Source organism: Pseudomonas sp. FG-3G (assembly GCF_901007645.1).
In the GTDB taxonomy this organism is placed as follows: domain Bacteria; phylum Pseudomonadota; class Gammaproteobacteria; order Pseudomonadales; family Pseudomonadaceae; genus Aquipseudomonas; species Aquipseudomonas rhizophila.
This window is the reverse complement of the sequence record NZ_CAAKGZ010000033.1, coordinates 1-24,830: the sequence shown is the minus strand read 5'-3', so window position 1 is coordinate 24,830 and position 24,830 is coordinate 1. Positions and strand designations below refer to the sequence as shown.

Below are 24,830 nucleotides of genomic sequence, written 5' to 3'. Positions count from 1 at the left end.
ACCGTTTGATCAAGAGTCGTGTTGCCCCATGTGTGGACGTTATGCCCTGTTTCGCTGGAACCCCGCCTTTGCGGCCTTGCCCGGCTTCCCTGCCGACCAGAAGGCCCAGTGGAATATTTCGCCCAACGATTCGGTGCTGATGCTGCGCGCCGGCGCTGAGGGGCAGCGCGAACTGGCCCGGGCCCGCTGGGGCCTCACGCCGCCCTGGCTGACCGACCTGTCCCGTACCCCGGCCCACGCCCGGGCCGAAACCGTGGCCGAGCAGCCGATGTTTCGTGAGGCCCTGCGCCTGCGCCGCTGCCTGCTGCCGGCCAACGGCTTCTATGAATGGCGCGGTGGCACGCGCAAACGCCCTTACTGGTTGACGCCGGGTGAGGGCTCTTCGTTGTTTTTCGCCGCGATCTGGGAAGCCTATCCCGTGCAGGAACAGGTGTGGCTGAGCACCGCAGTCATCACCCAGCCGGCGGCAGGGCAGCGTCGGCCGTTGATCCTGGATGAAGAGGGCCAGCGCCTGTGGCTCGATCCCGAGACGCCCTTGCATGTATTGCAAGGCTTGCTGGCCAGTGAGCCGGCGGCACTGCGCGAGCGGGTACTGGCCAACATGGTCAATGATCCGAAGCTCAACGGGCCGGAGTGCCTGACTCCGGCTTGAGTGTTGAGGCGCCTGTGCTGGCCCCATCGCGAGCAGGCTCGCTCCCACATTAGAGATAGTGTTCGCCACCAACCCTTTGTGGGAGCGAGCCTGCTCGCGATGGGGCCCGAGGATCAAACCTTGAACTGATTGATCAACCGCCGCTGCTGCTCCGCCAGTTTGGTCAGATCCGCACTGGCCGCGCTGGATTCGTCCGCGCCACCGGCCACTTCATTTGCCACTTGCCCGATGTTGATCACGTTACGGTTGATGTCATCGGCCACCGCGCTTTGTTCCTCGGCGGCGCTGGCGATCTGGGTGTTCATGTCGTTGATCACCGATACCGCCTGGGTGATGGTCTCCAGGGCCTGGGCCGCTTTCGCTGCGTGTTGCACGCTTTCATCGGTGCGGTGCTGGCTGTCTTCCATCACCCGCACCACATCCCGGGTGCCTTGTTGCAACTGTTGGATCATCGTCTGGATTTCTTCAGTGGCCTGCTGCGTTTTCTGCGCCAGGTTGCGCACCTCATCGGCCACCACCGCAAATCCACGCCCTTGTTCACCGGCGCGAGCCGCTTCGATGGCCGCGTTGAGAGCCAGCAGGTTGGTCTGTTCGGCGATCCCGCGGATGGCGGTGAGAATCGCGTTGATGTTCTCGCTGTCCTTGGCCAGAGCCTGCACCACGCCCACGGCCTTGCCGATTTCCACGGCCAGGGCGCCGATGGAGGTGGAAGTGTCCCGCACGATCTGCATGCCCTGGCTGGCAGCCTGGTCTGCGTGACCAGCGGCTTGGGCGGCCTGGGTCGCGTTGCGGGCCACGTCCTGGGCGGTGGCGGTCATCTCGTGCACGGCGGTGGCGACCTGATCGATCTCCACCATTTGCTTGTGCACGCCCTGGTTGGTGCGGATGGCGATGTCGGCAGTGTGCTCCGAGGAATCGCTGACGCTCTGCACCGAGGTGACGACCTGGGTGATCATCCCTTGCAACTTGCTCAGGAAGGTATTGAAGCCCTTGGCGATCGCACCCAGTTCATCCGCGCGGTCGCTCACCAGGCGACGGGTCAGGTCGCCTTCGCCCTGGGCGATGTCATCGAGCATCGCCACCATTTGCTTGAGGGGACGGGCGATTCCGTGGGCCACCAGCCAGATCACCAACAGGCCGATGCCGGCAATCACCAGGCCCACCATGGCCATGCCGAAGATGTCGGTCTGGCGTTGCGCATCCAGGTCTTTTTGCAACGCTTGCAGTTCGGCCATCACCGCATCCAGTGGCAGTTGTAGCATCAGCGTCCAACGGGCTTGGGTTTCACCGATGCCGAACGGCATGTACACCTCGATATGCCCATGGGCTTCATCGACGTCGTAACGTACCTGGCCGACGCTGAGCTTGGACAGGTTGTCCAGTTCATTGGCGTCCAGCAGGTCGCTGGCCTTTTCTCCCAGTTTGGACGGGTCCTTCGTGAAGGCCACCAAGCGGTTGTTGCTGGAGAGCAACGCCATTTCCCCGGCGCCCTCATACAGCTCGCGGTCGGCAGCGACGAGCATGTCCTGGATGAAGTTCACCGACAGGTCGGCGCCGACGATGCCCTGGAACTTGCCATCGACCATGATCGGCTCGATGAACGAGGCGAGCATGGTCATGGTGTTGCCAACGCGATAAGGCGCCGGGTCGATCACGCAGGCTTTCTTGCTGTCCCGGGAGCACAGGTAGTACTCACTGGCGCGAATACCGGTGGACAGCAGTTTCTGGTCCGTCACATCGGCGAGCTTTTCCAGGCCCAGGGTGCCGTCCTGGTTGCGAAACCACCACGGCAGGAAGCGCCCGTCGGTTTCCATGCCCAGCACCGGGCTGTTCACGTAATTGGCGTCGTCGTGGTCAATGGCGTTTGGTTCCCAGGCGATGTAGGCGCCGAGAATCTTCGGGTTGCGCACCACGGTTTCGCGCAGCAGGCTGATCATCTGCTCGCGGGGCACCTTCAGTTGTGCGTTGCCGTCCGGGCCGTTCATGCCCATCAAGGCATTGGTGGTCGCCAGGCCCCGGGCAAGCAACAGCGGTGCCTCCAGTTCTCGCTGGATCAGGCTGGCCTGGGTGCGGGCGAGCGCGTCGAGGCGTTGTTCGATCAGATGCTCGAACTGCGCCTTGGTCCGCTGTTGCACCATGTCCTGGGTGCGGGCGCCGGCAAACAGCGCGTACAGCACCAGGGCGCCGACCACACTGAGAATGATGGCGCCGGCCAGAGCGGCCACGGAAAACTGTATCGATTTGAATTTCATAAAGGCTCCGGACGCGGGAATGACGTCTGAAGCCTGTATCGGCGATTCTTTGGCCCAGCATGAGGCGCTGTTCGTCGGATGACTGTTTTGGCTTTGTGGGTGTCGTAAATGGACTGGAGTAGGGTCTGTCTGAAAAAACTGTAATCCCACGCTATGTATCTGGCGCCGATACAAATCAGCGCCTAGGATACGCCCACGTTTCCAGGGAGCTTCTTACATGAACAAGATATTGATGGTGAGTGCACTGAGTGTGGGCTTGCTGCTTGCCGGTTGCCAGTCGGTCAACACCACCAGCGGCGGAGCCGTGGGCGTGGAGCGCAAGCAATACATGTTCAGCATGCTGTCCACCGACCAGGTCAATCAGATGTATGCCCAGTCCTACCAAAAGACCATGGGCGAAGCGAGCGCCAAGGGTGTATTGGACAAGACGAGTAGCGATGCCAAGCGCGTCCAGGCCATCTCCAGTCGGCTGATCGCTCAGGCACCTGTGTTCCGCCCGGATTCGGCGCAATGGAACTGGGAAGTGAACCTGATCAAGAGCGATGAGCTCAACGCCAGTTGCGGCCCCGGCGGCAAAATCATTTTCTATACCGGCTTGATCAACAAGCTCAAGCTCACTGACGATGAAATCGCCGCGATCATCGGCCACGAAATCGCCCACGCCTTGCGCGAGCACGGCCGCGAAGCGATGTCCAAGGCCTACGGCATCGAAATGGCCAAGCAGGGCGCCGGTGCATTGTTCGGTCTGGGTCAGGACAGCCTGGCGTTGGCCGATACTGTGGCCAACTACGGCATGACCCTGCCCAACAGTCGCGGCAATGAGAACGAAGCCGACCTGATCGGCCTGGAACTGGCCGCTCGCGCCGGCTACGACCCGAATGCCGCGATCACGTTGTGGAACAAGATGGCCAAGGCTTCGGAAGGCGCGCCGCCGGAATTCATGAGCACCCACCCGTCCTCCAGCAGCCGGATCGCGTCGCTGCAGGCGGCGATTCCGAAGGTGATGCCGCTGTATCAGCAGGCTAGAAAGTAATCATCGTTGTGGGAGCAAAGCTTGCTCGCGACAGAGGCGACGCAGACTTCAATCAGACCGCGTCATCGTTCATCGCGGGCAGGCTCGCTCCCACAAGAGATTGGCCGTGTTCGATATTCTTGTGAACACCCGCAGCCAGTGTGGGAGCGAGCCTGCTCGCGATGAACGATAACGCGGTATTACTCACCTACCCGATCAAACCCACCCACTGCTCTGCATCGCCTTGTACACCGCCACGATCGCCAGGACCAAGAACGCCGAGGCGGCCAGGCGGCGGATCAGTGTCAGGGGCAGCTTCTCGGCGGCGAAATTGCCCGCCAGGACCACCGGCACGTTGGCAATCAGCATGCCCACGGTGGTGCCGATGATCACCAGCCACAGTTCCGGGTACTGCGCGGCGAGCATCACGGTGGCGATCTGGGTCTTGTCGCCGATTTCCGCCAGGAAGAACGCGATCAGCGTGGTCAGGAAAGGCCCGAACTTGCGGGCCGTACTGGCTTCGTCATCGTCCAGTTTGTCCGGCACCAACGTCCACAGCGCCGTGGCGGCAAAGCTCACCGCCAGGATCCAGTGCAGGACCGCGTCCGAGAAAATACTACCGACCCAGGCCCCCACCGCGCCGGCTGCCGCATGGTTGGCCAAGGTGGCGGCAACGATGCCGGCAATGATGGGCCAGGGTTTGCGAAAGCGAGCCGCGAGAATAAGCGCGAGCAGTTGCGTCTTGTCGCCGATTTCGGCCAGCGCAACGATAGCGGTAGGTACGAGGAAAGAGTCCAGCATCAGGTGATTCCTAGAGGGGCGGGTCGACACGGCTATGACACGTACAGCCTTCCCGCCCCGGGTAAGGTGTGCGTGTCATAGGTCTTGTCAAACCCAGCGACCATCTGCGTGGACGCTTGGGCCGCATACGCCATGGTCTGCTGACCAAGTATGTTGACGTATGCCGGGCGAGCATGGCGCTCGCGGGAGACTACTCCCCTAGGACGGAGCGGATTCTGCCTAGGCAAATCCGATTGGGCAAGTGCTGTTTCTTAAATTTGCTTCAGCCGCGCTTGGCCCGATAGATGCGAAAACCCTGGCCTTCGGCCTTGATCGCGCACACGCCCAGATGCTCTTCGATCAACGGCTGATACTTGAGGAAACTGTTCGCCACCAAGCGCAGTTCGCCGCCGTTTTTCAGATGTTTCGCTGCTTTTCGCAGCAGATTTTCCGTGGCGTGATAGTCGGTGTGCACGCCGACATGGAACGGCGGGTTGCTCAGAATCGCACTTAATCCCATGGGCGCGGCGTCGATACCGTCGCCGGTCAGCACCTCGGCCTCCAGACCATTGGCGGCCAGGGTCAGGCGGCTGCTGGCGGCAGCGAACGCATCCACGTCCAGCAGCGTGACGGTGTTGTGCGGATAGCGACGCTTGACCACTGCCCCCAGCACCCCGGCGCCACAACCGAAGTCCAGCAGGTGGCCGCTGGGCAGTTTATCCAGGTGTTCCAGCAACAGCGCACTGCCGCGATCCAGGCGACCGTGGCTGAACACCCCCGGCAGGCTGATGACCTTCAGTGCGCCTTCGGCCAGGGGCAGCTCGTAGGTCTGGGCGAGGCTTTCCAAAGGCTTGGCCTCGGGGACGTCGGCCACGGTGACCTGCCATAGCTGACAATGGCGCGCGCTGTCGAGCTTGCGCGGCTTGCCGAAGGCATTGAGCTGCTTGGACGCGCCTTCGATGCCGCTGCGCTTTTCCCCCACCAGATACACCTCGCGACCGGCCAGGCGCGAGGCCACGGCGTTGAGGATGTAGTCGGTCAGGTCCTTGGCCTTGGGCAGGAACACCACGGCGGTCTCGAACTCACGGGCCGGCACGTTCACGCCAAAGTGGCTGCGCTCGGGGAAACGGGCATCCAGCGCGGCCTGATCACCGGCGTGCCAGCACCAGCCGTGGGCTTGGGGCAAGCGGCCGAGCAGATCATCGGCGGGCAGGCCGGCCAGCAGGACCGAACCCTGAAATAACTCGGCCTGACGAAGCAGTACTTCACTGCGCGGATCCATGGTCTGCTCCTTGAAAAAAAGTGCGGCAGTTTATCAACTGACGACTCGCAGCGCTGTACCGCTGAAAAAACCCAAGGCGTTTTCCGTCAGTTGGCTAACGATCCGTTGCCGCGCCTCGCGGCTGCCCCAGGCGTTATGGGGCGTGACGATCAACCGCGGAATGTCGGCGGCCAGCAGCGGATTGCCCTGGGTCGGTGGCTCCACGCTCAGTACATCGGTGGCCGCGCCGCCCAAATGGCCGCTGCGCAAGGCATCGGCCAGGGCCTGTTCGTCGATCAGGCCGCCGCGGGCGGTGTTGAGCACAAAGGCGCCGGGTTTGAGCTGCGCCAGTTGCCGGGCGCCGATGAAGTTGCGCGTGTGTTCGTTGAGAGGACAGTGCAAGGTCAGGGCATCGATCTGCGGCAACAGTTGATCCAGAGGCAAGCGGTCGGGACGAGCAGGGCGTCCGGGGATCTGCCCCAACAGCACGCGCATGCCAAAGGCCTCGGCCAGTCGTCCGACGGCGCTGCCCAGTTCACCATGACCCAACAGCCCGAGGGTTTTGCCTTCCAGTTCGACAATGGGATAGTCCAGCAGGCAAAACTGCGAAGCCTGCTGCCACCGACCTGCGCCGACTGCTTTTTGGTAATCACCCAGGCGCGTCGCCAGATTCAAGAGCAGCATGATCGTATGCTGGGCCACCGACGGCGTACCGTAGCCCTGACAGTTGCACACTGTGATGCCGTGTTGGCGCGCGGCTTCCAGGTCGACGTTATTGGTGCCGGTGGCGCTGATCAGGATCAGTTTCAGTTCGGGGTTGGCGGCCATGGCGGTCGCATCGATCACGACCTTGTTGGTGATCGCCACCGTGGCGCCCTTGAGCCGCTCGCTCACTTCATCCCGGCTCGTGCGGGCGAACAGTTGCAGTTCACTGAAGCAGTTGCGCAGTGGTCCCAGGTCCAAATCGCCGAGGTCCAGGGAAGGGTGGTCGAGGAAAACTGCGCGGCCGTTGTTCGTCATCAGCTGTACCTTTTATCGCAGGAATCGAAGGCGTAATGTGGCGAGCCTATCAGATGTGTGTGGGAGCAAGCTTTGCTCCCACACAGCCCCTCACTCACAGTTGATGTTTGTCTTGAGATTGAGCTAGCCAAGGAGTCCCCATGTACCTCACCGAATTCCTCACCGTCGCCCTGATCCACCTGTTGGCCGTGGCCAGCCCCGGGCCGGATTTTGCCGTGGTGGTGCGCGAGAGCGTGACCCATGGTCGCCGCGCCGGAACCTGGACAGCGCTGGGCGTGGGCACGGCGATTTTCCTGCATGTGGGGTATTCGCTGCTGGGCATTGGCCTGATCGTGTCGCAATCGATCGTGCTGTTCAACGCGCTGAAATGGGCCGCCGCCGCCTACCTGCTGTACATCGGCTTCAAGGCGTTGCGTGCGCAACCGGTCAAGCCGACGGCGGGCAACCTGCACAAAGAGGCCGGCGAACGTACCGCCCGTGGCGCTTTCACCTCGGGCTTCGTCACCAACGGACTGAACCCCAAGGCGACGCTGTTTTTCCTGTCGCTGTTCACCGTGGTCATCAACCCTCATACCCCCCTGGCAATCCAGGCCGGTTACGGCGTTTACCTGGCGGCGGCGACGGCAGTGTGGTTCTGTCTGGTGGCCATGCTGTTCAGCCAACAGCGAGTGCGCGCCGGGTTCGCCCGCATGGGCCACTGGTTCGACCGGACCATGGGCGCGGTACTCGTTGCCATTGGCGTCAAATTGGCGTTTACCGAGATGCGTTGATCGCCCCGACTCCTGACTGCAGGTGACGGTATATGGCTCAAGGCTAGTATTTGCGGGCGGATCAAATCATTCCTTTGGCTGATTTGATCCGCGTACCGGCGCTCTACAGTGCTTACTTCCAGCCAAGACCGTGCAGTCAGAAAAGGGACTCTTATGTTGCAGACTCGCGTTATTCCTCCAGCCGAAGGCGCTTATCAATACCCGCTGCTGATCAAGCGGCTGCTGATGTCCGGTGCGCGTTATGAGAAAACCCGCGAGATCATTTACCGCGACCAGTTTCGCTACAGCTATCCGACCCTGATCGAACGCGTCGCGCGGCTGGCCAATGTGCTGACCGAGGCCGGGGTCAAGGCCGGGGATACCGTGGCGGTGATGGACTGGGACAGCCATCGTTATCTGGAGTGCATGTTTGCGATCCCGATGATCGGCGCGGTGATCCACACCATCAACGTGCGCCTGTCACCGGAACAGATCCTCTACACCATGAATCACGCTGAAGACCGCTTCGTGCTGGTCAACAGCGAGTTCGTCGGTTTGTACCAGGCGATTGCCGGACACCTGACAACCGTAGAAAAAACCCTCCTGCTGACCGACCTGCCTGAAAAAACCGCCGACCTGCCGAACCTGGTGGGCGAATACGAACAACTGCTCGCCGCTGCCAGCCCCGCCTACGATTTCCAGGACTTCGACGAAAACTCGGTCGCCACCACGTTCTATACCACCGGCACCACCGGCAACCCCAAGGGCGTGTATTTCACCCATCGGCAACTGGTGCTGCACACCATGGGCGTGTCGACCATCATGGGCGCCATTGACAGTGTGCGGTTGCTGGGTACCAACGACGTGTACATGCCGATTACGCCGATGTTCCATGTCCATGCCTGGGGCCTGCCGTACGTGGCGACCATGCTCGGGCTCAAGCAGGTCTACCCCGGTCGTTATGACCCCGAATTCCTGGTCCAGTTGTGGCGCAAGGAGAAAGTCACCTTTTCCCACTGCGTGCCGACCATCCTGCAAATGGTCCTCAATGCCAAGGGCGCCCAGGACACCGATTTCGCTGGCTGGAAAATCGTCATCGGCGGCAGCGCCCTGAACCGCAGCCTGTATGAAGCGGCCAAGGCCAGGGGCATCCAGCTCACCGCCGCCTATGGCATGTCGGAAACCGGCCCGCTGGTGTCCTGCGCCCACCTCAACGACGAATTGATGGCCGGCAGCGAAGACGAACGCATCACCTACCGGATCAAGGCCGGCGTACCAGGGCCATTGGTGGAAGCGGCGATTGTCGACGCCGAGGGGCATTTCCTGCCCGCTGACGGCGAGACCCAGGGCGAGCTGGTGCTGCGCGCACCGTGGCTCACCGAGGGTTATTTCAACGAGCCGCAGAAGGGCGCCGAGCTCTGGGCCGGCGGCTGGCTGCACACCGGCGATGTCGCCACGCTGGACAGCATGGGCGTGATCGATATTCGCGACCGCATCAAGGACGTGATCAAGACTGGCGGTGAATGGATCTCGTCCCTGGACCTGGAAGACCTCATCAGCCGTCACGTCGCGGTACGCGAAGTAGCAGTGGTGGGGATTCCCGATCCGCAGTGGGGCGAGCGCCCATTTGCCTTGCTGGTCATCCGCGAAGGGCATCAGATCGGGGCTCGCGAGCTCAAGGAACATCTCAAGCCGTTCGTCGAATTGGGGCACCTGAGCAAGTGGGCGATCCCGAGCCAGATCGCCCTTGTTACGGAAATTCCCAAGACCAGCGTCGGCAAGCTCGACAAGAAGCGTATCCGCATCGACGTCACCGAATGGCAGAGCAATAACAGCACCTTCCTGTCGACGCTTTAAACGTTTTTGCCGTGTCCAAAAGGGCACGGCAGCCCCACCAAGCAAGCGCTTGCCTTGTCAAACCGAAAATTTCAGCCATCCTTGCCGTGCCGACATCTGTCGGCCTGGCGAAAGGACTGTTCCAGAGTGGTCGCGGGCTGCAAATCACACTTTAGAGGGATCAAGCCGTACTACCTGCTGGCTATAGTCCGTTTAAGGATTTTCAAGAACGGGGCGCACGCACTAAACGGGCGATGCGACTTTGAACGGGGTGGAACGTTGCCATTCCCAGCCGTTGAAAGTGTTCTTGGAAAATACTGACTGCCATAAAAATAAAAGCACATGGAGTAGCGTCGATGACCTCAGCAAACACGTTCTGGCGCCGGGCAAAACTGCCTCTGGCGGTCAGTCTCGCCTCTTCGCTCGCCGGGCCAGCATTCGGCGTCAGTTTCAACATCGGTGAAATCGAGGGCCAGTTCGACTCGTCCCTGTCGGTCGGCGCAAGCTGGTCCACGGCCAAGGCCAACAGGGACCTGATCGGCGTCAACAACGGCGGCAAGGGCCTGTCCCAGACCTCCGACGACGGTCACCTGAACTTCAAGCGCGGGGAAACCTTTTCGAAGATCTTCAAGGGTATCCACGACCTGGAACTCAAGTACGGCGATACCGGCGTGTTTGTGCGCGGCAAGTACTGGTACGACTTCGAACTCAAGGACGAACATCGCCTGTACAAGGACATCAGCGACAGCAACCGCAAGGAAGGCGCCAAGTCGTCCGGCGGGCAGATCCTCGATGCCTTCATCTACCACAACTACGCCATTGGCGATCAGCCTGGCTCGGTCCGCCTGGGTAAACAGGTGGTCAGCTGGGGTGAAAGCACCTTCATCCAGGGCGGGATCAACTCGATCAACCCGGTCGACGTGTCGGCGTTCCGTCGTCCTGGTGCCGAGATCAAGGAAGGCCTGATTCCGGTCAACATGTTCTATGTGTCCCAGAGCCTGACCGACAACCTGTCGGCCGAGGCGTTCTACCAGTTGGAGTGGGACCAGACGGTCGTCGATAACTGCGGCACGTTCTTCTCCCAGCCGGACGTGGTTGCCGATGGTTGCAGCGACAACCTGCGAGTGCTGAACAAACGCTCTACGCTCCCGGCGGCCGCCCTGGGCCCAGCGGAGGCGCTTGGCGTCAACGTCAACGAAGAAGGCGTGCTGGTGCGTCGCGGTCCGGATCGTGATGCTCGCGACAGTGGCCAGTGGGGCGTGTCGTTCAAGTACATGTTCGAGCCGCTGGACACCGAGTTTGGTGCCTACTTCATGAACTACCACAGCCGTGCGCCGATTTTCAGTGCCACCGGTGCTCCACAGTCCGTTTTTGACCTGGCAGCAGGACTGCCGCCTGCGTTCGCCGCGCTGTCGCCTCTGCTGGTGGCGGGTAACTCGAACTATTTCATCGAGTACCCTGAAGATATCCGTCTCTACGGTTTGAGTTTCTCCACCACCTTGCCTACCGGTACGGCGTGGAGCGGTGAACTGAGCTATCGTCCGAACGCCCCGGTGCAACTGAGCACCACGGACATTCTTTTCGCCGGTGTGACCCCGCTTCCCGGTCTTGGCAATGCTTCGATCCTCCCTGGCTCGCCGGGTCAGGACCTGCATGGCTATAACCGTAAGGAAATCACTCAGTTCCAGACCACATTCACCCACTTCCTGGATCAGGTCATGGGCGCCAGCCGTCTGACCCTGGTGGGCGAAGTCGGCGTGACCTACGTGGGCGGCCTGGAAAGCAAATCCGACGCTCGTTATGGCCGTGACCCGGTGTTTGGCCCGGGAGAACTGCCCAACGGTTTCTGTAACGTGCTCAATGGCTCGACTGCGGCCGGTGGTGGCCAGACCAGTGCCGATGTGAACAGCAACTGCAACAACGACGGCTTCACCACCTCCACTTCCTGGGGCTACCGTGCCCGCGCCATCTGGGAGTATCCGGATGTGTTCGCCGGCGTGAACCTCAAGCCCAACGTGGCCTGGTCCCATGACGTCAAAGGCTACTCGCCAGGCCCGGGCGCCAACTTTGAAGAAGGCCGCAAAGCCGTCAGCCTCGGACTGGATGCCGAGTACCAGAACACCTACAACGCGAGCCTGGCCTACACCAACTTCTTTGGTGGCGACTTCAGCACCGTGGACGATCGCGATTTCCTGGCGCTCAGCGTCGGCGTGACCTTCTAAGCACAGTATTTCAGGACGACACACTATGAAAATAACAAAGAGTCTGTTGCAGGTCGGTGTTTTGGGGCTATCCCTGCTGGCCGCCAGCGTCATGGCGGCTGTGCCTGCCGCCGAAGCCGACAAACTGGGCAAAAGCCTGACGCCGATGGGCGCCGAAATGGCCGGTAATGCCGACGGTTCGATCCCGGCCTGGAAACCCATGGCCAAGAACGCCGGCAGCGTAGACAGCAAGGGTTTCCTTTCCGACCCGTACGCCAGTGAAAAGCCGCTGTTCACCATCACTGCGCAGAACGTCGACCAGTACAAAGACAAGCTCGCGCCGGGCCAGTACGCGATGTTCAAGCGTTACCCGGAATCCTTCAAGATGCCGGTCTACCCATCCCATCGCGGCGCCACCGTGCCGGATGACGTGTACGCCTCCATCAAGAAAAACGCGGTGAACACCAAGCTGGTGTCCGGCGGTAACGGTCTGGAGAACTTCGAGACGGCTGTGCCGTTCCCGATTCCCCAGAGCGGTGTGGAAGTGATCTGGAACCACATCACTCGCTATCGCGGCGGCAGCGTGACCCGCCTGGTGACCCAGGCCACGCCGCAGCCCAACGGCTCCTACAGCCTGGTGTACTTCCGGGACCAGTTCGTGTTCCGCGACAAGATGAAGGATTTCGATCCGGCCAACCCTGGCAACATCCTGTTCTACTTCAAGCAGCAAGTCACCGCGCCGGCGCGTCTGGCCGGTGGTGTACTGCTGGTGCACGAAACCCTCGACCAGGTGAAGGAACCGCGTTCTGCGTGGGTCTACAACGCCGGCCAGCGCCGTGTGCGCCGTGCGCCACAGGTCTCCTATGACGGCCCGGGCACCGCTGCCGACGGCCTGCGTACCTCCGACAACCTGGACATGTACAACGGTGCGCCGGATCGCTACGACTGGAAGCTGGTGGGCAAGAAAGAACTGTACATTGCCTCCAACAGCTACAAGATCGATTCGCCTCAGCTCAAGTACGCCGACATCATCAAGGCCGGCCATATCAACCAGGACCTGGCTCGCTACGAGCTGCGTCGGGTCTGGCATGTGACCGCGACCCTGAAGGAAGGCCAACGCCACATCTACGCCAAGCGTGACTTCTACATCGACGAAGACACCTGGCAAGCCGCGGTGATCGACCATTACGACGGTCGTGGCCAACTGTGGCGCGTTGCCGAGGCCCATGCCGAGAACTACTACGACAAGCAAGTGCCGTGGTACGCCCTGGAAACCCTCTACGACCTGCAGTCCGGCCGCTATCTGGCGCTGGGCATGAAGAACGAAGAGAAATCGGCCTACGACTTCGGCTTCACCGCCAGCACCGCCGAGTTCACTCCCAACGCATTGCGCCAGGAGGGTATCCGCTAAACAGCTTCACCCGAGGCCGCATCCTCGAAAAAACGCCCCGACTGGTTCGGGGCGTTTTTTTGCCCAGCACAAAACCCCTGTGGCGAGGGGATTTATCCCCGCTGGGCTGCAAAGCAGCCCCAAAAAGCTCGATCGTTCCCTCGCTCCTGCGTGGGAATGATCAAAACTCCCTCGCCACAAGAGCGGTGGCTGCCTGAGTTTTTCGAGTCGGTCGGCTTGTAGCCTTTTTGTAGCCATTTGTAGCAACTCCCTTCAATACCTCCTCGTTTACCGCTAGTCTGCGGACATCTGCAACGCCGCCACCCGCATTTCAACAAGAGCCGGCCATGACTGATCTGTCTTCACTCCCGGGTTCTGCCCGCACCGCCGTCGCGGTCCAGGACGGGCGCTTCTACCGCCCGCCCTTGCCTGACGGCCATGTCGTGCGGCCGCGGTTGTGCGAGCGCTTGAGTGCGGGGCTTGGAGGTCGGTTGCTGTTGGTGAGCGCCCCGGCGGGGTTCGGCAAAAGCTCACTGGCGGTGGAGTTCTGCCAGAGCCTGCCGGCCCATTGGCAAAGCCTCTGGCTGGGGCTCAGTGCCCGGGACAACGACCCGGGACGCTTTCTGGAACGGCTGCTCGAAGGGCTCCAGGCGTTCTACCCGCAGTTGGGAGGTCGTGCGTTGGGGCTGCTGAAAATGCGCCAGCGCCACCAGCCTTTCGCCTTCGAAGAATGGCTCGACGGCCTGCTGGATGAACTGTCCGCGCATCTGTCGCCGGATACACCCTTGCTGCTGGTGCTCGACGACTACCACCTGGCCCAAAGCCCGGTGCTGGACCGTTGCCTGCAATTTTTCCTTAATCACCTGCCCGAAGGTTTGCTGGTGCTGGTCACCAGTCGGCAGCGCCCGGACTGGCATCTGGCGCGCCTGCGTCTGTCACGCCAATTGCTCGAACTGAACGAGCAGGACTTGCGTCTGACCCATGAAGAAGCCCTGACCCTGCTGCAGCACCACAGCAGTTCGTTGCGCGGGGAAGCCCTGGAGAGCCTGATCCAGCGCAGCGAAGGCTGGGTGGCCGGGCTGCGTTTCTGGTTGCTGGCCGCTTCCGAGGCCGGGACTGAGGGCCGCATGCCCCAGGCTCTGCATGGCGGCGAAGGGCTGATTCGCGATTACCTGCTTGAGGAAGTCATCGACTGTCTGCCCGCCGAAGTGCAGGCGTTTCTCTACGACACCGCGTCCCAGGAACGTTTCTGCAGCGAACTGTGTGATGCCGTGCGCGAAGCCCATGACAGCGCCGAAATCCTGGAGTATCTGGCGGCGCACCAGGTGTTCCTGGTGCCGCTGGACGAGCATGGCCACTGGTACCGTTACCACCATCTGTTTTCCGATTTGCTGCGCAGCCGTCCCAGTGCGCCGGCCATGGTGCCGGCTGCGACCCTGCACCTGCGGGCCTGCCGCTGGTTCAATGCCCAGGGCTTGATCGACGAGGCCGTGGAGCAGGCGCTGCGGGCCGGGCACCTGGATGTGGCGGCGAACCTGGTGCAGAACCTCTCGGAGGAGCAATTGCTGGCCGAGCAGAACGTCGGCATGTTGTTGCGCTGGAAAATGGACTTGCCCGACAGCCTGCTCATCAGCACACCGCGCTTGATCGTGCTGTACAGCTGGGCGCTGGGGCTGGCCTGCCAGTTGGACGCCGCTGAAGAACTGGCCGCCCACCTGAGCCGGTTTCTGCCGGCGCCTTCGGCCACTGCGCAAAAATCCATGCTTGCCCAATGGCTGGCCCTGAGCGGGATCATTGCCCGTGGCCGTGGGGATCGCGAGGCCACTGTGCGTTACTGCACCGAAGCCCTGGAGAGCCTGCCGCAAAAGCGCTATGGCCAACGTCTGATGTGCCTGTCCACGCTGTCGAACCTGGCGATTGCCGACGGTGACCTGTGGCGCGCCCGGGCCTTGAACCGTGACTCCCTGGAGCTGGCGCAGCGCGTCGGTAACCCGTTGTTCGAGGCCCTGGCCCATTACGACCGTGCCCGGGTGTTGCAAGCGCGAGGGGAGATCCTGCGGGCGCTCGATGAAGTGCGCCAGGGCCTGCAACGCCTGCACGCACTCTCGCCGCAACGGCTGTATGCCGTGCGGGCGCGATTGATTCTGTACGAAGGGTTCCTGCTGACCTTGCGCATGCAGCCCCAGGCCGGCTTGGCGCGGTTGCAGGCCGGTCTTACCGAAGCGCGGGCGTGTCGCGACATCAGCGTGTTGATCGGCCACTGCGTGATCGCGCGGGTTGAAGGCCACGCTCGCGAATTCGCCCGGGCCTTTGCCGAACTGGCCGAAGCCGAGCGCCTGATGCATATCTGGGACGTTCCGCCGATTTATTACCTGGCGATGATCACCCTGGTCAAATGCGAACTCTGGCTGGCCCAGGGCCGTACGGACCTGGCCGAAGCCTGGCTGGCGCGACTGGGGCAGACCTACACCGGTGAGCGGGCCGCCGCGCCGCCGGAATTCCACCCGCAACTGCCGCTGCACGTCGAATTGCAACAGGCGGTGCTGGAGTCCATCCGCGGCCAGCCCATGTTGGCCGAAGGACGGCTCAATGCCTTGCTTGAACACGGCCAGCAAACCGGCCGGCAGATGCTCAGTGTGATGGCGCTCAACCAGAAGGTCGCCTTGCTGCTGAGCGTCGGCCGCGAACCCGAAGCCCGCAGTACCCTGGCCCAAGCCCTCGAAGCCGCCGCTGGCGGTGTGCTGCAGCCGTTCGAATGGTTGCTGGGCGAACATCGGGAGTGGCTGCGCGAGCAATTGTTGCGCGCACCCCTCAGTCCCTTGCGCCAGAACCTGCTTGAGCGCTTGCCGTCGACGGTGGCTGCCGATTCACCGGCCCCCGTCGAAACCCTCAGCAGTCGCGAGCGGGCGGTGCTGCAATTGATTGCCCAGGGCTGTTCGAACCAGGAAATCAGCGAGCAGTTGTTCATCTCGCTGCACACGGTCAAGACCCACGCCAGCCACATCAACAGCAAACTCGGCGTGGAGCGCCGCACCCAGGCCGTGGCGCGGGCGAAGGTGCTGGGGTTGTTGGGCTAGGACTGGTTACTTGTGCCAAGCGGTTGGCCAGCGATAAGGAATGCCTGATGTTACCCCTGTACAAAACCATCCCATCCCCCGTGGGCCAACTGATTCTCGTCGCCCGGGATACAAAACTGGCGGCCATTCTCTGGGAAAACGAGCGTCTCAACCGCGTGCGCCTGGGGCCTTTGGAAGAGGACAGCCAGCATCCGGTCCTCAAGGAAACCGAGCGCCAGCTCATGGAGTATTTCGCCGGCCAGCGCCGCCGTTTCGACCTGGCGCTGGACTTTGCCGGCACCGACTTTCAGGTCCGGGTCTGGCAGGCGCTGCTGAGCATTCCGTTCGGTGAAACCCGCAGCTACCGCGACATCGCCATCCAGATCGGCCAGCCCACGGCGGTGCGGGCGGTAGGCGCCGCCAACGGCCGCAACCCCATCTCCATCATCGCCCCCTGCCACCGCGTCATCGGCACCTCCGGCAGCCTTACCGGCTTTGCGGGGGGCCTTGCGGCCAAGCAGTTCCTGCTGAGCCTGGAAGGTCAGCAGACGCTGCAGTTGGTGTTTTGAGTTATTTCATTTGGCCGCAAGCCCATAACACTGCAAATCCCTTGTGGGAGCGAGCCTGTTCGCGATAGCGGAAGGTCAGCTTGCAAGGATGTTGGATGGGCCTGCGCTATCGCGAGCAGGCTCGCTCCCACACAGGACTCACTCGGTTCAGGCCGAAGGCTCTTGCGGCGCCAGCATGCGCGTCGGCGGTTGGCCGTTAGCGTTGTGCTGGAATATCTGCGTCGGCTGCCCCTGTTCATTGAAGAACACCTGCCCGATCCCCGCCGAGTTCCACAACCGCTCTCCCGCCTCGGCGTGTTCGGGGGTGTGAGGAATGATGCGCATGCTGCGGCGCTTGGTGAACCAGTTCAGGGGCGAGCGGGGAGAGTAGAGCCAACGGTTCAGGCGATCGAACCATTCCAGCAGCGCCGGCGGGAACTCATTCTTGATGCCGCTGCTGGTGATCTGCCAGATGCGCGGGCCGCCCTTACGGTGTGGGATCAGCACCTCATAGACGAAGGAATAATGCACATCCCCGGACAGCACCACGTAATTACCGGGCGTGCGTGAGTGCCGGAAAATGTTCAGGATTACTTGCGCCGCGCCGCGATGGGCCATCCAGTTTTCCGCGTCCACCAGCAGCGGATAACCGCACCAACTAAACACCCGTTGCACGGTTTCGATCAGCTTCACACCGAAGATCGGCGCCGGTGAAACGATGATCGCCGAGGGGTGATCCAGCAGTTCCTGCTGAAGTTCGCTCAGGGCTTCCCAATCGAGCAGTCCCGAAGGCTGCTTGAGGTTGCGCTCGCTGCGCCAGCGGCGGGTGCGGGTGTCGAGCACCACCAGGGCCGGGGTGGTCGGCAACACGTAGTGCCATTGCTGGAAACCCAGCAGCGTGTCGATCAGTTTGTCCTGTGGGCCGCTGTCCAGGTAGCGGTCCCGGGCGGTGTCGCTTAGGGCCAGGGTTTGCTGGATCACCTCATCAAACGCGTCGGGGTTGTTGCCCCAGCCCTGGCAGAGCATGTAGGCGATCAGTGCGTTGCCGATGATGCGCTTGGAGAACGGGTGGCCGTAGGCCGTTTCTTCCCACTGCGCGGATAGATTCCAGTCATCGGTGATGTCGTGATCGTCGAAAATCATCAGGCACGACAGGTGTGCAAACACCCGCGCCGCGTCCCCAAGACCGGTCTTGAAACCCTCGATGCGCTGCTGTTCCAGCGCATAGCGCTGGCGCCGCTCGGCGGTCAGTTCCGGCGGTTGCGGGTCGATCAGGGTCCACGGCACGGGTGACCACACCAGCAAGTACATCGCCATCACTTCAGCGAAGGTCACCAGATGATTGTCGGCGCTGCTGCTGGTGAATATCGGCTTGCGGGCCCCGCCGAAAAAACGCTCGCGCAGGGTTTCATTGCTTTCCAGCGCCGGTAATAAATCGGCGCGGTGGTAGTAGCTGGCCGGGTGTTCATAGAGCTTGGCGCTGTCTTCAACCACCGCGCCGTCCAGGCATTCCTCGAACAGCCCCAGCCGCTCGATCAACGCGTGAATCGCCCGCAGCATGGGCCCGGCGACGTCATCGGCATAGACCTGATCGCCGCTCATCATCAACAACGCCGGACGCTGCTGTGGGGCTTGTGCCAACAGCCGGTCGACGCAGAGCAAGCCGTCGTGGGTCGGATAGTGGGGTTTGCGGCAGGAACCATGGACCAGTTGATCGATACGCGAATGCAGGACGAAGTTCGGGCACTGCGCCTGGCCATACAACAGATGGGGCGCCCATTCGGCAATGGGCGCGCCGTCCACCAGCAGGTCGTAGTCAATCACCACGTCCTGGGGCAGGGCGGTGTCGAGTCGTACATCGATCAGGTGCACAAAGGCCTGCTGTCCCACCGGCACTACGGTGCAGCGCGGGGCATCCAGGGTGAGATCGCCCACACCGGCCACACGCAGCGTCAACGTGAGGGGGCGTGTACCCACCAGCCACATCACCAGCCGTGTGGGCTCCAGTCGCCGCAGCAGCGGGCCGACCAGGACAGGGGGCAGGGCAGGGGAGATGTCAGATGAGGACGGCAACATTCGCAGGTAAAGCTCTGGCTCCGATGGAGGCGGGGATCATAACGCAATGCGCTGGAGAACTGGGACTCGGTGAAAAGGCGACGTGCTCCAGCTCTTGTGACGAGGGAGCAAGCTCCCTCGCCACAAGGTTCACCGGGCTTTGCTGCCTCACTGCGCCTGGTTGGAAGCTTCAGCGGCTTTAATCAAATCCGGCCCAATCTCTTTTTCAAACTTTGCCCACACCGGTTTCATCTTCTCGCGCCAGGCGTTGCGCTGCTGGGGGGTGAGGCTGATGATCTCGGTGGTCCCGGCGTCGAGGATGAACTGCTTGTCCTGCTGGTTCAGTCGGTCCGCCTCACTGTTTGCATAGGCGGTGGCCTCGACCACGATCTTGTCCAGTTCGGTGCGGATATCCGGCGGCAGGCCGTTCCAGAAGTCGGACGAGGCGATCAGCATGTAGTCGAGAATGCCGTGGTTGGATTCGGTGATGTACTTCTGCACTTGATGCTGTTTCTGGTTGTAGAAGTTTGAGTAGGTGTTTTCCGTGCCGTTGACCAAACCGGTGCGCAGGCCCTGGTACACCACAGAGAAAATCATCGGTTGGGGCCGGGCGCCCACCGCCTTGAACTGTTCTTCCAGCACGGTCGAACTCTGCACCCGGAACTTCAAGCCACGGGCATCCTCGGGTACACGCAGAGGTTTGTTGGCCGACAACTGCTTCATGCCGTTGTGCCAATAGGCCAGGCCAGTGACGTTCTTGCTTTCCATGGACTTGAGCAGTTTCTGGCCTTCCGCGCTCTGCTGGAAGCGGTCCACCGCGGCAATGTCGTTGAACAGAAACGGCAAGTCGAACAGCTGCACGGATCGGGTGTACTGATCGAACTTGGCCAGCGAGCGCGCAATGATCTGCACGTCACCCAGCAGCAGCGCTTCCATCTCCTTGTCATCGCCAAACAACGTGGAGTTGGGATACACCTCGACCTTCACCCGGCCTGGCAATCGTTCATCCGCCAGTTTCTTGAACATCAACGCGCCCTGGCCCTTGGGCGTTTGCTCGGCCACGACATGGGAAAACTTGATCACGATCGGTTCAGCCGCCATGGCTGAGCCCAGCAGGCTGAAACTCAAGGTACAGACGAGCGCTTTGCAAAGAGGTTTTAGCATGGTGAGGCTTCCCTTTTATTGGTCGACGGTGCGACACGCAGGCTTAGCCCGACAGCGCAGTGGCGAGGGAACAAATGCCCTCGCCGCTGCGCCTGTCTTGAGTCGGGGCTAGTTCATCCCCAACCAGTTCGGCAAGGCCAGCGAGATCCATGGCACATAGGTAATCAGCATCAGGAACGCCAGCAGGATCATCAGCCATGGCATGGCTGCGCGGATGGTGGCGGGCAGCGACATGCCGGTCACCGCCGAGGTGACGAACAGGTTCAGCCCCACCGGAGGCGTGATCAAGCCGATCTCCAGGTTCACCACCATGATGATGCCCAGGTGGATCGGGTCGATGCCCAGTTGCATGGCGATAGGGAACAGAATCGGCGCCAGGATCAGGATGATCGCCGAAGGCTCCATGAACGCACCGGCAATCAACAGCACGATGTTCACCACCAGCAGGAAGGTCACCGGCGTCAGCCCGGCCTCGATCACCCAAGCGGTGATTTGCTGCGGCAGTTGCTCGGTGGTCAGCACATGGGCGAAGAGCATGGCGTTGGCGATGATGAACATCAGCATGATGCTCAGCTTGGCCGATTCGAGCAGCACCTTGGGCGTCTCACGGAACGTGAGGTCCTTGTAGACGAACAGTGCGATGAATGCCGAATACACCGCTGCCACAGCCGCCGCTTCGGTGGGTGTGAACATCCCGGAATAAATCCCGCCGAGGATGATCACCATCAGCAGCAGACCCCAGAGCGCCTTGCGCGCCGTGGACAGCCATTCGCGAAACGTCGCCCGAGGCAGGGCCGGCAGGTTTTTCTTCACGGCAACGACGTAGATCGCCACCATCAACGACAACCCCAGCAGCAGGCCCGGAATCACCCCGGCCATGAACAGCTTGCCCACCGAGGTTTCGGTCGCGGCGGCGTACACCACCATCACGATCGACGGCGGAATCAGGATGCCCAAGGTGCCGGCGTTGCAGACGATGCCGGCGCCGAACGCCTGTGGATAACCCGAGCGCACCATACCGGCAATGGCGATGGAACCGACCGCCGCCACCGTCGCAGGGCTTGAACCCGACAACGCGGCAAACAGCATGCACGCCAGTACCGCCGCAATCGCCAGACCGCCACGGATATGCCCGACGCAGGCGTTGGCAAAGTCGATCAGGCGTCGCGCCACGCCACCGGTGGTCATGAACGCACCGGCCAGCAGGAAGAACGGAATCGCCAGCAGTGTGTAGTGCTCAGAGGTTTCGAACAGCTTGATCGCCAGGGAGCGCACTGAGTCCGGGCTGAAGAAAATGATGGTCAGCGAACCGGCCAGCCCCAACGAAATGGCGATGGGCACGCCGATAAACATCAGCACGAACAGCGCCACGAACAGGAAGGCAATGGTCATGGCTTGTCTTCCTCGTGTTCAGTCAATTTGATGGCTTCGGCCGCTTCATCGGCCAGGCCCAGGCCGGTCTGACGATTCATCAGGATGCGCACGAGAATTTCCGCGAAACGGATAAACACCAACGCAAAACCCACCGGCACGATCAGGCCGATGTGCCATTGCATGATGCCGAAGTGGCCCAGGTCCTCTGCGCCGATCTGCGCGATCATCAGGGTATTGATCCACTCGTAACTGGCGACGGCCAGCAGCCCGGCGTAAGTCAGGCAGCACAGGCAGGCGATCACGCCGATAAAGCGTTGTACCGGTTTGCTCGCCAGCTTCACCAGCGCATCCACGCCGATATGCCCGGCCGTGCGTACGCCGTAGGACAAGCCGAAAAAGATCAGCCAGCCAAACAGGGCCTTGGTCAGCGAGGTGCTCCAGGTCATGGCCTGGGCCATGCCCATGATGCTGTCACCAATGGCGAACGCCGGCTCACTGGCGGCTGGCCAGTTGTCACCGAGGCTGTAAAAAACGGTGTAGAGGTTGTTGAGCACCACGTAGACGAAAGTAACCAGCGTCATGGCGGCCAGAAGAAAGGCAATGAAACCTTCCTCGAAGTGTTCCCAGATGCGCCGAAGGGCGTTCATGGATGACATCTCCTGCAGGGGGGACGACAGGCCGGCGCTGCCAGGGCGGCAGCACCGGCCAACCCATTACTGAGCCTTGTTGGAGGCTTCGGCGGCTTTGATCAGATCAGCACCGATGTCACCTTCAAACTTCTTCCATACCGGCTTCATCTTGTCGCGCCACTCGCCGCGCTCTTCAGGCGTGAGGGTGATGATTTCGGTGGTCTTGGCGTCCAGGATGCGCTGCTTGTCTTTCTGGTTCAGTTGCGCCGCCTCGTTGTTCACGTGGGTGGTGACTTCAACCAGAATCTTGTCCAGTTCGGTACGGATGTCAGGTTGCAGGCCGTTCCAGAACTTGGTGTTGGTGATCAGCATGTAGTCGAGTACACCGTGGTTGGACTCGGTGATGTACTTCTGTACTTCATGCATTTTCTGGCTGTAGATGTTCGAGTACGGGTTTTCCGCGCCGTTGACCACGCCAGTCTGCAGGCCTTGGTAGACCTCGGCGAAACTCATTTTGCGCGGGTTGGCGTTCACCGCCTTGAACTGCTCTTCCAGCACGGCCGAGGCCTGCACGCGGAACTTCAGGCCACGGGCATCCTTGGGTTCACGCAGTGGCTTGTTCGCCGACAACTGCTTCATGCCGTTGTGCCAATAGGCCAGGCCGGTGATGTTCTTGCTTTCCATGGACTTGAGCAGCTTCTGGCCTTCAGGGCTCAACTGGAAGCGGTCCACAGCGGAGATGTCATCGAACAGAAACGGCAGGTCGAACAACTGCACGGACTTGGTGTAGTGCTCGAACTTGGCCAACGACGGCGCAATCATCTGCACGTCGCCCAGCAGCAGGGCTTCCATTTCCTTGCCATCGCCGAACAGCGAGGAGTTGGGGTACACCTCGACCTTCACTTTGCCTGGCAGACGCTCTTCCACGAGCTTCTTGAACATCAGTGCGCCCTGGCCCTTGGGCGTTTGTTCGGCTACTACGTGGGAGAACTTGATGACGACAGGATCCGCCGCCATGGCCGTGCTCAACGCACTGAGTGCCAGCGTACAGGCGAGCGCTTTCCAGATAGGTTTGAACATTGTGGGGTTTCCTCTTTTGTTTTTGTATTTATCGTGCGGGCTCATTCAAAACGCAGCGCACGGCGGGACAGTTGCAAGTCTAGGCAGAAAAACAGTTTGCCGGGGGATTGTGACGGTCAGTGCGGGAAAAATCGCGGGTATTGGCTAACGCCTCAAAAGGGTGCGTTAGAGCCTTCCAGGGCTGGGGCGACAACCATCGGGACCGAAACAGGGCGAAAGGTTTCAGCCTGCAACCGTAACGGGGGTCAGGAAACCATAAAAGCGAAATAATGGCTACTGGCCTGTTCGCTGGCCACGCATCGGGTGTCGGGGGATTTAGCCTGGTGAGACGGCGAAATGCTCGGTCATGGCCTTGTGATGTTACTCCTGGCTGCGCCAGAATCCCCGCGCCCGTCTCGATATGGGCCCAGGAAGCCTGGAACGCTTTTCAACCCCACAAGGATTTACGGATGATCGATTTCAACAACAAAGGCTTCTTCAAGCTCAAGCAGAACGATGAGTATGCCGAACGCGTAACAGCCCTGCTGCTGGATGGCGAACAGGTCATCGACGCCTATAAGTCCATGCGCGACGGCGTAGTCTTCACCAACAAGCGCATCATCGCGGTGAACGTGCAAGGCATCACCGGCAGCAAAAAGGACTTCACCTCTCTGCCTTATAAGAACATCGTGGCCTACTCGGTAGAAACCTCCGGTACCTTCGACCTGGATTCGGAACTGGAGATTTACTTTTCATCCCTGGGCAAGGTGAAGTTTGAATTCACCGGCAAGACAGGCATCGTCGAAATATCGAAGCTGATCTCCAGGCATCTTTTGGCCTGATGTCAGCGGACCCTGAGTGAATACGAAAACTCGATGGGTGAAGTGACGCCTGTTACGTTGAGCATTCAAGCGAAGGGTGACAGCCACATGCCACTTCAATGAGGGGCATGTGGCGAGTCCTTCGGGACCGTTCATTTGCAGTACATGTCGGTCACTATTTTGCTGCTGGAGTTGTCGGTAACTACCGTGAGACGATCATTTCTCAAGTCCTTGGTCATGACGACTCCGGTGACCCTGACCGCTTCCAGGTTCAGTTGCGTTACGTACTCTTCTTCGGACAGAGCCGTTTCACCCATCCCCCCTGGTTTCAACTCCTTGGCTTGCGCGACCTTGTCCGCGCTGCAAGGCTCGCGTCCTGCCGCGAAAGCTTGAAAAGTCATGCCGCTCAATAATAGGGAAAGAGCCAGCAGGGTCGGTTTAGTGGGACAGTATCTTGTGTTCATCATGAACTCCTTGCGGGTCATCGAAGATTGGCTTCGCATACTTGCGAGGCTGGATCAGGTTAGAAGTGAGCCGCAGTGAGGACCACTGTCATATCTGACAGTAGCCAAGACCTGATGGAAGTAAGTGAATACGGATTTTGTATTGGAACGCTATAAGCGAAAGCCCGCCACACATCCCCTGTGGGAGCGAGCTTGCTCGCGATGACGGCGGCCCATCCAACATCACCGTTTCAGACAGACCGCTATCGCGAGCAAGCTCGCTCCCACAGTTTTGATCGGTGTGTTCACGAATTTTGTTCCCGCCCCACATCCCCTGTGGGAGCGAGCTTGCTCGCGATGACGGCGGCCCATCCAACATCACCGTTTCAGACGGACCGCTATCGCGAGCAGGCTCGCTCCCACAGTTTTTTGGTGGTGTTCACAGATTTTGTGCCCGCCACAGATCCCCTGTGGGAGCGAGCCTGCTCGCGATGACGGCGGCCCATCCAACATCACCGTTTCAGACAG

General features: G+C 61.0%; 19 protein-coding genes, 1 pseudogene and 1 riboswitch. Of the genes and pseudogenes, 9 read left to right on the top strand and 11 right to left on the bottom strand.

The features are described 5' to 3' along the window. The first annotated feature begins 28 nt into the window (after positions 1–28). Positions 29–652, top strand: a complete 624-nt coding sequence (locus tag PSEUDOMOFG3G_RS21960; protein ID WP_047229424.1) for an SOS response-associated peptidase — start codon at positions 29–31, stop codon at positions 650–652. Between the two features lie 113 nt (positions 653–765). Here the strand turns inward: PSEUDOMOFG3G_RS21960 and PSEUDOMOFG3G_RS28450 are convergent, their stop codons facing one another. Together PSEUDOMOFG3G_RS28450 and PSEUDOMOFG3G_RS28445 are read right to left on the bottom strand one after the other, a co-directional pair. Then, entirely contained in the window at positions 766–1,509 is a 744-nt protein-coding gene (locus tag PSEUDOMOFG3G_RS28450; RefSeq protein WP_372241397.1) for a methyl-accepting chemotaxis protein, read from the bottom strand. A 114-nt stretch (positions 1,510–1,623) separates the two neighbouring features. Then, positions 1,624–1,818, bottom strand: a pseudogene (locus PSEUDOMOFG3G_RS28445) (HAMP domain-containing protein); the annotation flags it as partial. A gap of 1,303 nt (positions 1,819–3,121) precedes the next feature. Between PSEUDOMOFG3G_RS28445 and PSEUDOMOFG3G_RS21950 the strand changes: the two are divergent. Then, a complete protein-coding gene (locus PSEUDOMOFG3G_RS21950; RefSeq protein WP_047229426.1) occupies positions 3,122–3,937 on the top strand; it encodes a M48 family metallopeptidase in 816 nt (271 codons plus the stop codon). A gap of 195 nt (positions 3,938–4,132) precedes the next feature. Here the strand turns inward: PSEUDOMOFG3G_RS21950 and PSEUDOMOFG3G_RS21945 are convergent, their stop codons facing one another. The 3 genes from PSEUDOMOFG3G_RS21945 to PSEUDOMOFG3G_RS21935 form a co-directional block, all read right to left on the bottom strand. Next, positions 4,133–4,717: a TMEM165/GDT1 family protein gene (locus PSEUDOMOFG3G_RS21945; RefSeq protein ID WP_047229427.1), complete on the bottom strand. Its 585-nt coding sequence runs from the start codon at positions 4,715–4,717 to the stop codon at positions 4,133–4,135. A gap of 90 nt (positions 4,718–4,807) precedes the next feature. Further along, a riboswitch (yybP-ykoY riboswitch) is annotated at positions 4,808–4,928 on the bottom strand. 51 nt (positions 4,929–4,979) lie between these two features. Continuing rightward, on the bottom strand, positions 4,980–5,978 hold the full coding sequence (locus PSEUDOMOFG3G_RS21940) for a class I SAM-dependent methyltransferase (RefSeq protein ID WP_139051135.1): 999 nt from the start codon (positions 5,976–5,978) through the stop codon (positions 4,980–4,982). A 33-nt stretch (positions 5,979–6,011) separates the two neighbouring features. Next, entirely contained in the window at positions 6,012–6,977 is a 966-nt protein-coding gene (locus PSEUDOMOFG3G_RS21935; protein WP_139051134.1) for a 2-hydroxyacid dehydrogenase, read from the bottom strand. A gap of 140 nt (positions 6,978–7,117) precedes the next feature. Here PSEUDOMOFG3G_RS21935 and PSEUDOMOFG3G_RS21930 point away from each other — a divergent pair, with 140 nt between their 5' ends. The 6 genes from PSEUDOMOFG3G_RS21930 (at position 7,118) to PSEUDOMOFG3G_RS21905 (ending at position 16,778) form a co-directional block, all read left to right on the top strand. Then, complete coding sequence (locus PSEUDOMOFG3G_RS21930; protein WP_139051133.1) at positions 7,118–7,747, top strand: LysE family translocator; 630 nt, start codon at positions 7,118–7,120, stop codon at positions 7,745–7,747. Between the two features lie 153 nt (positions 7,748–7,900). Next, positions 7,901–9,583, top strand: coding sequence for a fatty acid--CoA ligase (locus PSEUDOMOFG3G_RS21925; RefSeq protein WP_139051132.1), 1,683 nt, complete (start codon positions 7,901–7,903; stop codon positions 9,581–9,583). Positions 9,584–9,918: 335 nt separating this feature from the next. Further along, positions 9,919–11,784 carry a DUF1302 domain-containing protein gene (locus PSEUDOMOFG3G_RS21920; protein ID WP_139051131.1) on the top strand — a complete coding sequence of 622 codons (1,866 nt, stop codon included), beginning with the start codon at positions 9,919–9,921 and terminating at the stop codon, positions 11,782–11,784. A gap of 25 nt (positions 11,785–11,809) precedes the next feature. Beyond that, the gene (locus PSEUDOMOFG3G_RS21915; RefSeq protein WP_047229433.1) at positions 11,810–13,174 is read left to right on the top strand and encodes a DUF1329 domain-containing protein; all 1,365 of its coding nucleotides are present in this window, start codon (positions 11,810–11,812) and stop codon (positions 13,172–13,174) included. 326 nt (positions 13,175–13,500) lie between these two features. Beyond that, positions 13,501–16,230, top strand: a complete 2,730-nt coding sequence (locus tag PSEUDOMOFG3G_RS21910; RefSeq protein WP_139051130.1) for a LuxR C-terminal-related transcriptional regulator — start codon at positions 13,501–13,503, stop codon at positions 16,228–16,230. A 47-nt stretch (positions 16,231–16,277) separates the two neighbouring features. Further along, a complete protein-coding gene (locus PSEUDOMOFG3G_RS21905; protein WP_076386269.1) occupies positions 16,278–16,778 on the top strand; it encodes a methylated-DNA--[protein]-cysteine S-methyltransferase in 501 nt (166 codons plus the stop codon). 147 nt (positions 16,779–16,925) lie between these two features. Here the strand turns inward: PSEUDOMOFG3G_RS21905 and PSEUDOMOFG3G_RS21900 are convergent, their stop codons facing one another. The 5 genes from PSEUDOMOFG3G_RS21900 to PSEUDOMOFG3G_RS21880 form a co-directional block, all read right to left on the bottom strand. Continuing rightward, complete coding sequence (locus PSEUDOMOFG3G_RS21900; protein ID WP_139051129.1) at positions 16,926–18,833, bottom strand: alkaline phosphatase D family protein; 1,908 nt, start codon at positions 18,831–18,833, stop codon at positions 16,926–16,928. A 147-nt stretch (positions 18,834–18,980) separates the two neighbouring features. Next, entirely contained in the window at positions 18,981–19,976 is a 996-nt protein-coding gene (locus PSEUDOMOFG3G_RS21895; protein ID WP_139051128.1) for a TRAP transporter substrate-binding protein, read from the bottom strand. 108 nt (positions 19,977–20,084) lie between these two features. Then, entirely contained in the window at positions 20,085–21,368 is a 1,284-nt protein-coding gene (gene dctM / locus PSEUDOMOFG3G_RS21890; protein ID WP_139051127.1) for a C4-dicarboxylate TRAP transporter large permease protein DctM, read from the bottom strand. Next, positions 21,365–21,997 carry a TRAP transporter small permease gene (locus PSEUDOMOFG3G_RS21885; RefSeq protein ID WP_139051126.1) on the bottom strand — a complete coding sequence of 211 codons (633 nt, stop codon included), beginning with the start codon at positions 21,995–21,997 and terminating at the stop codon, positions 21,365–21,367. The genes dctM and PSEUDOMOFG3G_RS21885 overlap by 4 nt, the downstream gene beginning before the upstream one ends. A gap of 66 nt (positions 21,998–22,063) precedes the next feature. After that, complete coding sequence (locus PSEUDOMOFG3G_RS21880; protein WP_047229440.1) at positions 22,064–23,059, bottom strand: TRAP transporter substrate-binding protein; 996 nt, start codon at positions 23,057–23,059, stop codon at positions 22,064–22,066. A 449-nt stretch (positions 23,060–23,508) separates the two neighbouring features. Here PSEUDOMOFG3G_RS21880 and PSEUDOMOFG3G_RS21875 point away from each other — a divergent pair, with 449 nt between their 5' ends. After that, positions 23,509–23,880 carry a PH domain-containing protein gene (locus PSEUDOMOFG3G_RS21875; protein ID WP_047229441.1) on the top strand — a complete coding sequence of 124 codons (372 nt, stop codon included), beginning with the start codon at positions 23,509–23,511 and terminating at the stop codon, positions 23,878–23,880. Positions 23,881–24,011: 131 nt separating this feature from the next. On the opposite strand, the gene PSEUDOMOFG3G_RS21870 is transcribed toward PSEUDOMOFG3G_RS21875, so the two are convergent. After that, positions 24,012–24,323 carry a hypothetical protein gene (locus PSEUDOMOFG3G_RS21870; protein ID WP_047229442.1) on the bottom strand — a complete coding sequence of 104 codons (312 nt, stop codon included), beginning with the start codon at positions 24,321–24,323 and terminating at the stop codon, positions 24,012–24,014. Between the last annotated feature and the right edge of the window lie 507 nt (positions 24,324–24,830).

Bases quoted from the DNA above. Each gene is read 5' to 3' on its own strand.
- PSEUDOMOFG3G_RS21900 (WP_139051129.1), bottom strand. From the start codon at position 18,833: ATGTTGCCGTCCTCATCTGACATCTCCCCTGCCCTGCCCCCTGTCCTG.
- PSEUDOMOFG3G_RS21915 (WP_047229433.1), top strand. From the start codon at position 11,810: ATGAAAATAACAAAGAGTCTGTTGCAGGTCGGTGTTTTGGGGCTATCC.
- PSEUDOMOFG3G_RS28450 (WP_372241397.1), bottom strand. From the start codon at position 1,509: ATGGTGGAGATCGATCAGGTCGCCACCGCCGTGCACGAGATGACCGCC.
- PSEUDOMOFG3G_RS21885 (WP_139051126.1), bottom strand. From the start codon at position 21,997: ATGAACGCCCTTCGGCGCATCTGGGAACACTTCGAGGAAGGTTTCATT.
- PSEUDOMOFG3G_RS21920 (WP_139051131.1), top strand. From the start codon at position 9,919: ATGACCTCAGCAAACACGTTCTGGCGCCGGGCAAAACTGCCTCTGGCG.
- PSEUDOMOFG3G_RS21905 (WP_076386269.1), top strand. From the start codon at position 16,278: ATGTTACCCCTGTACAAAACCATCCCATCCCCCGTGGGCCAACTGATT.
- PSEUDOMOFG3G_RS21880 (WP_047229440.1), bottom strand. From the start codon at position 23,059: ATGTTCAAACCTATCTGGAAAGCGCTCGCCTGTACGCTGGCACTCAGT.
- PSEUDOMOFG3G_RS21925 (WP_139051132.1), top strand. From the start codon at position 7,901: ATGTTGCAGACTCGCGTTATTCCTCCAGCCGAAGGCGCTTATCAATAC.
- dctM (WP_139051127.1), bottom strand. From the start codon at position 21,368: ATGACCATTGCCTTCCTGTTCGTGGCGCTGTTCGTGCTGATGTTTATC.
- PSEUDOMOFG3G_RS21910 (WP_139051130.1), top strand. From the start codon at position 13,501: ATGACTGATCTGTCTTCACTCCCGGGTTCTGCCCGCACCGCCGTCGCG.
- PSEUDOMOFG3G_RS21895 (WP_139051128.1), bottom strand. From the start codon at position 19,976: ATGCTAAAACCTCTTTGCAAAGCGCTCGTCTGTACCTTGAGTTTCAGC.
- PSEUDOMOFG3G_RS21935 (WP_139051134.1), bottom strand. From the start codon at position 6,977: ATGACGAACAACGGCCGCGCAGTTTTCCTCGACCACCCTTCCCTGGAC.
- PSEUDOMOFG3G_RS21940 (WP_139051135.1), bottom strand. From the start codon at position 5,978: ATGGATCCGCGCAGTGAAGTACTGCTTCGTCAGGCCGAGTTATTTCAG.
- PSEUDOMOFG3G_RS21950 (WP_047229426.1), top strand. From the start codon at position 3,122: ATGAACAAGATATTGATGGTGAGTGCACTGAGTGTGGGCTTGCTGCTT.
- PSEUDOMOFG3G_RS21870 (WP_047229442.1), bottom strand. From the start codon at position 24,323: ATGAACACAAGATACTGTCCCACTAAACCGACCCTGCTGGCTCTTTCC.
- PSEUDOMOFG3G_RS21875 (WP_047229441.1), top strand. From the start codon at position 23,509: ATGATCGATTTCAACAACAAAGGCTTCTTCAAGCTCAAGCAGAACGAT.
- PSEUDOMOFG3G_RS21930 (WP_139051133.1), top strand. From the start codon at position 7,118: ATGTACCTCACCGAATTCCTCACCGTCGCCCTGATCCACCTGTTGGCC.
- PSEUDOMOFG3G_RS21960 (WP_047229424.1), top strand. From the start codon at position 29: ATGTGTGGACGTTATGCCCTGTTTCGCTGGAACCCCGCCTTTGCGGCC.
- PSEUDOMOFG3G_RS21945 (WP_047229427.1), bottom strand. From the start codon at position 4,717: ATGCTGGACTCTTTCCTCGTACCTACCGCTATCGTTGCGCTGGCCGAA.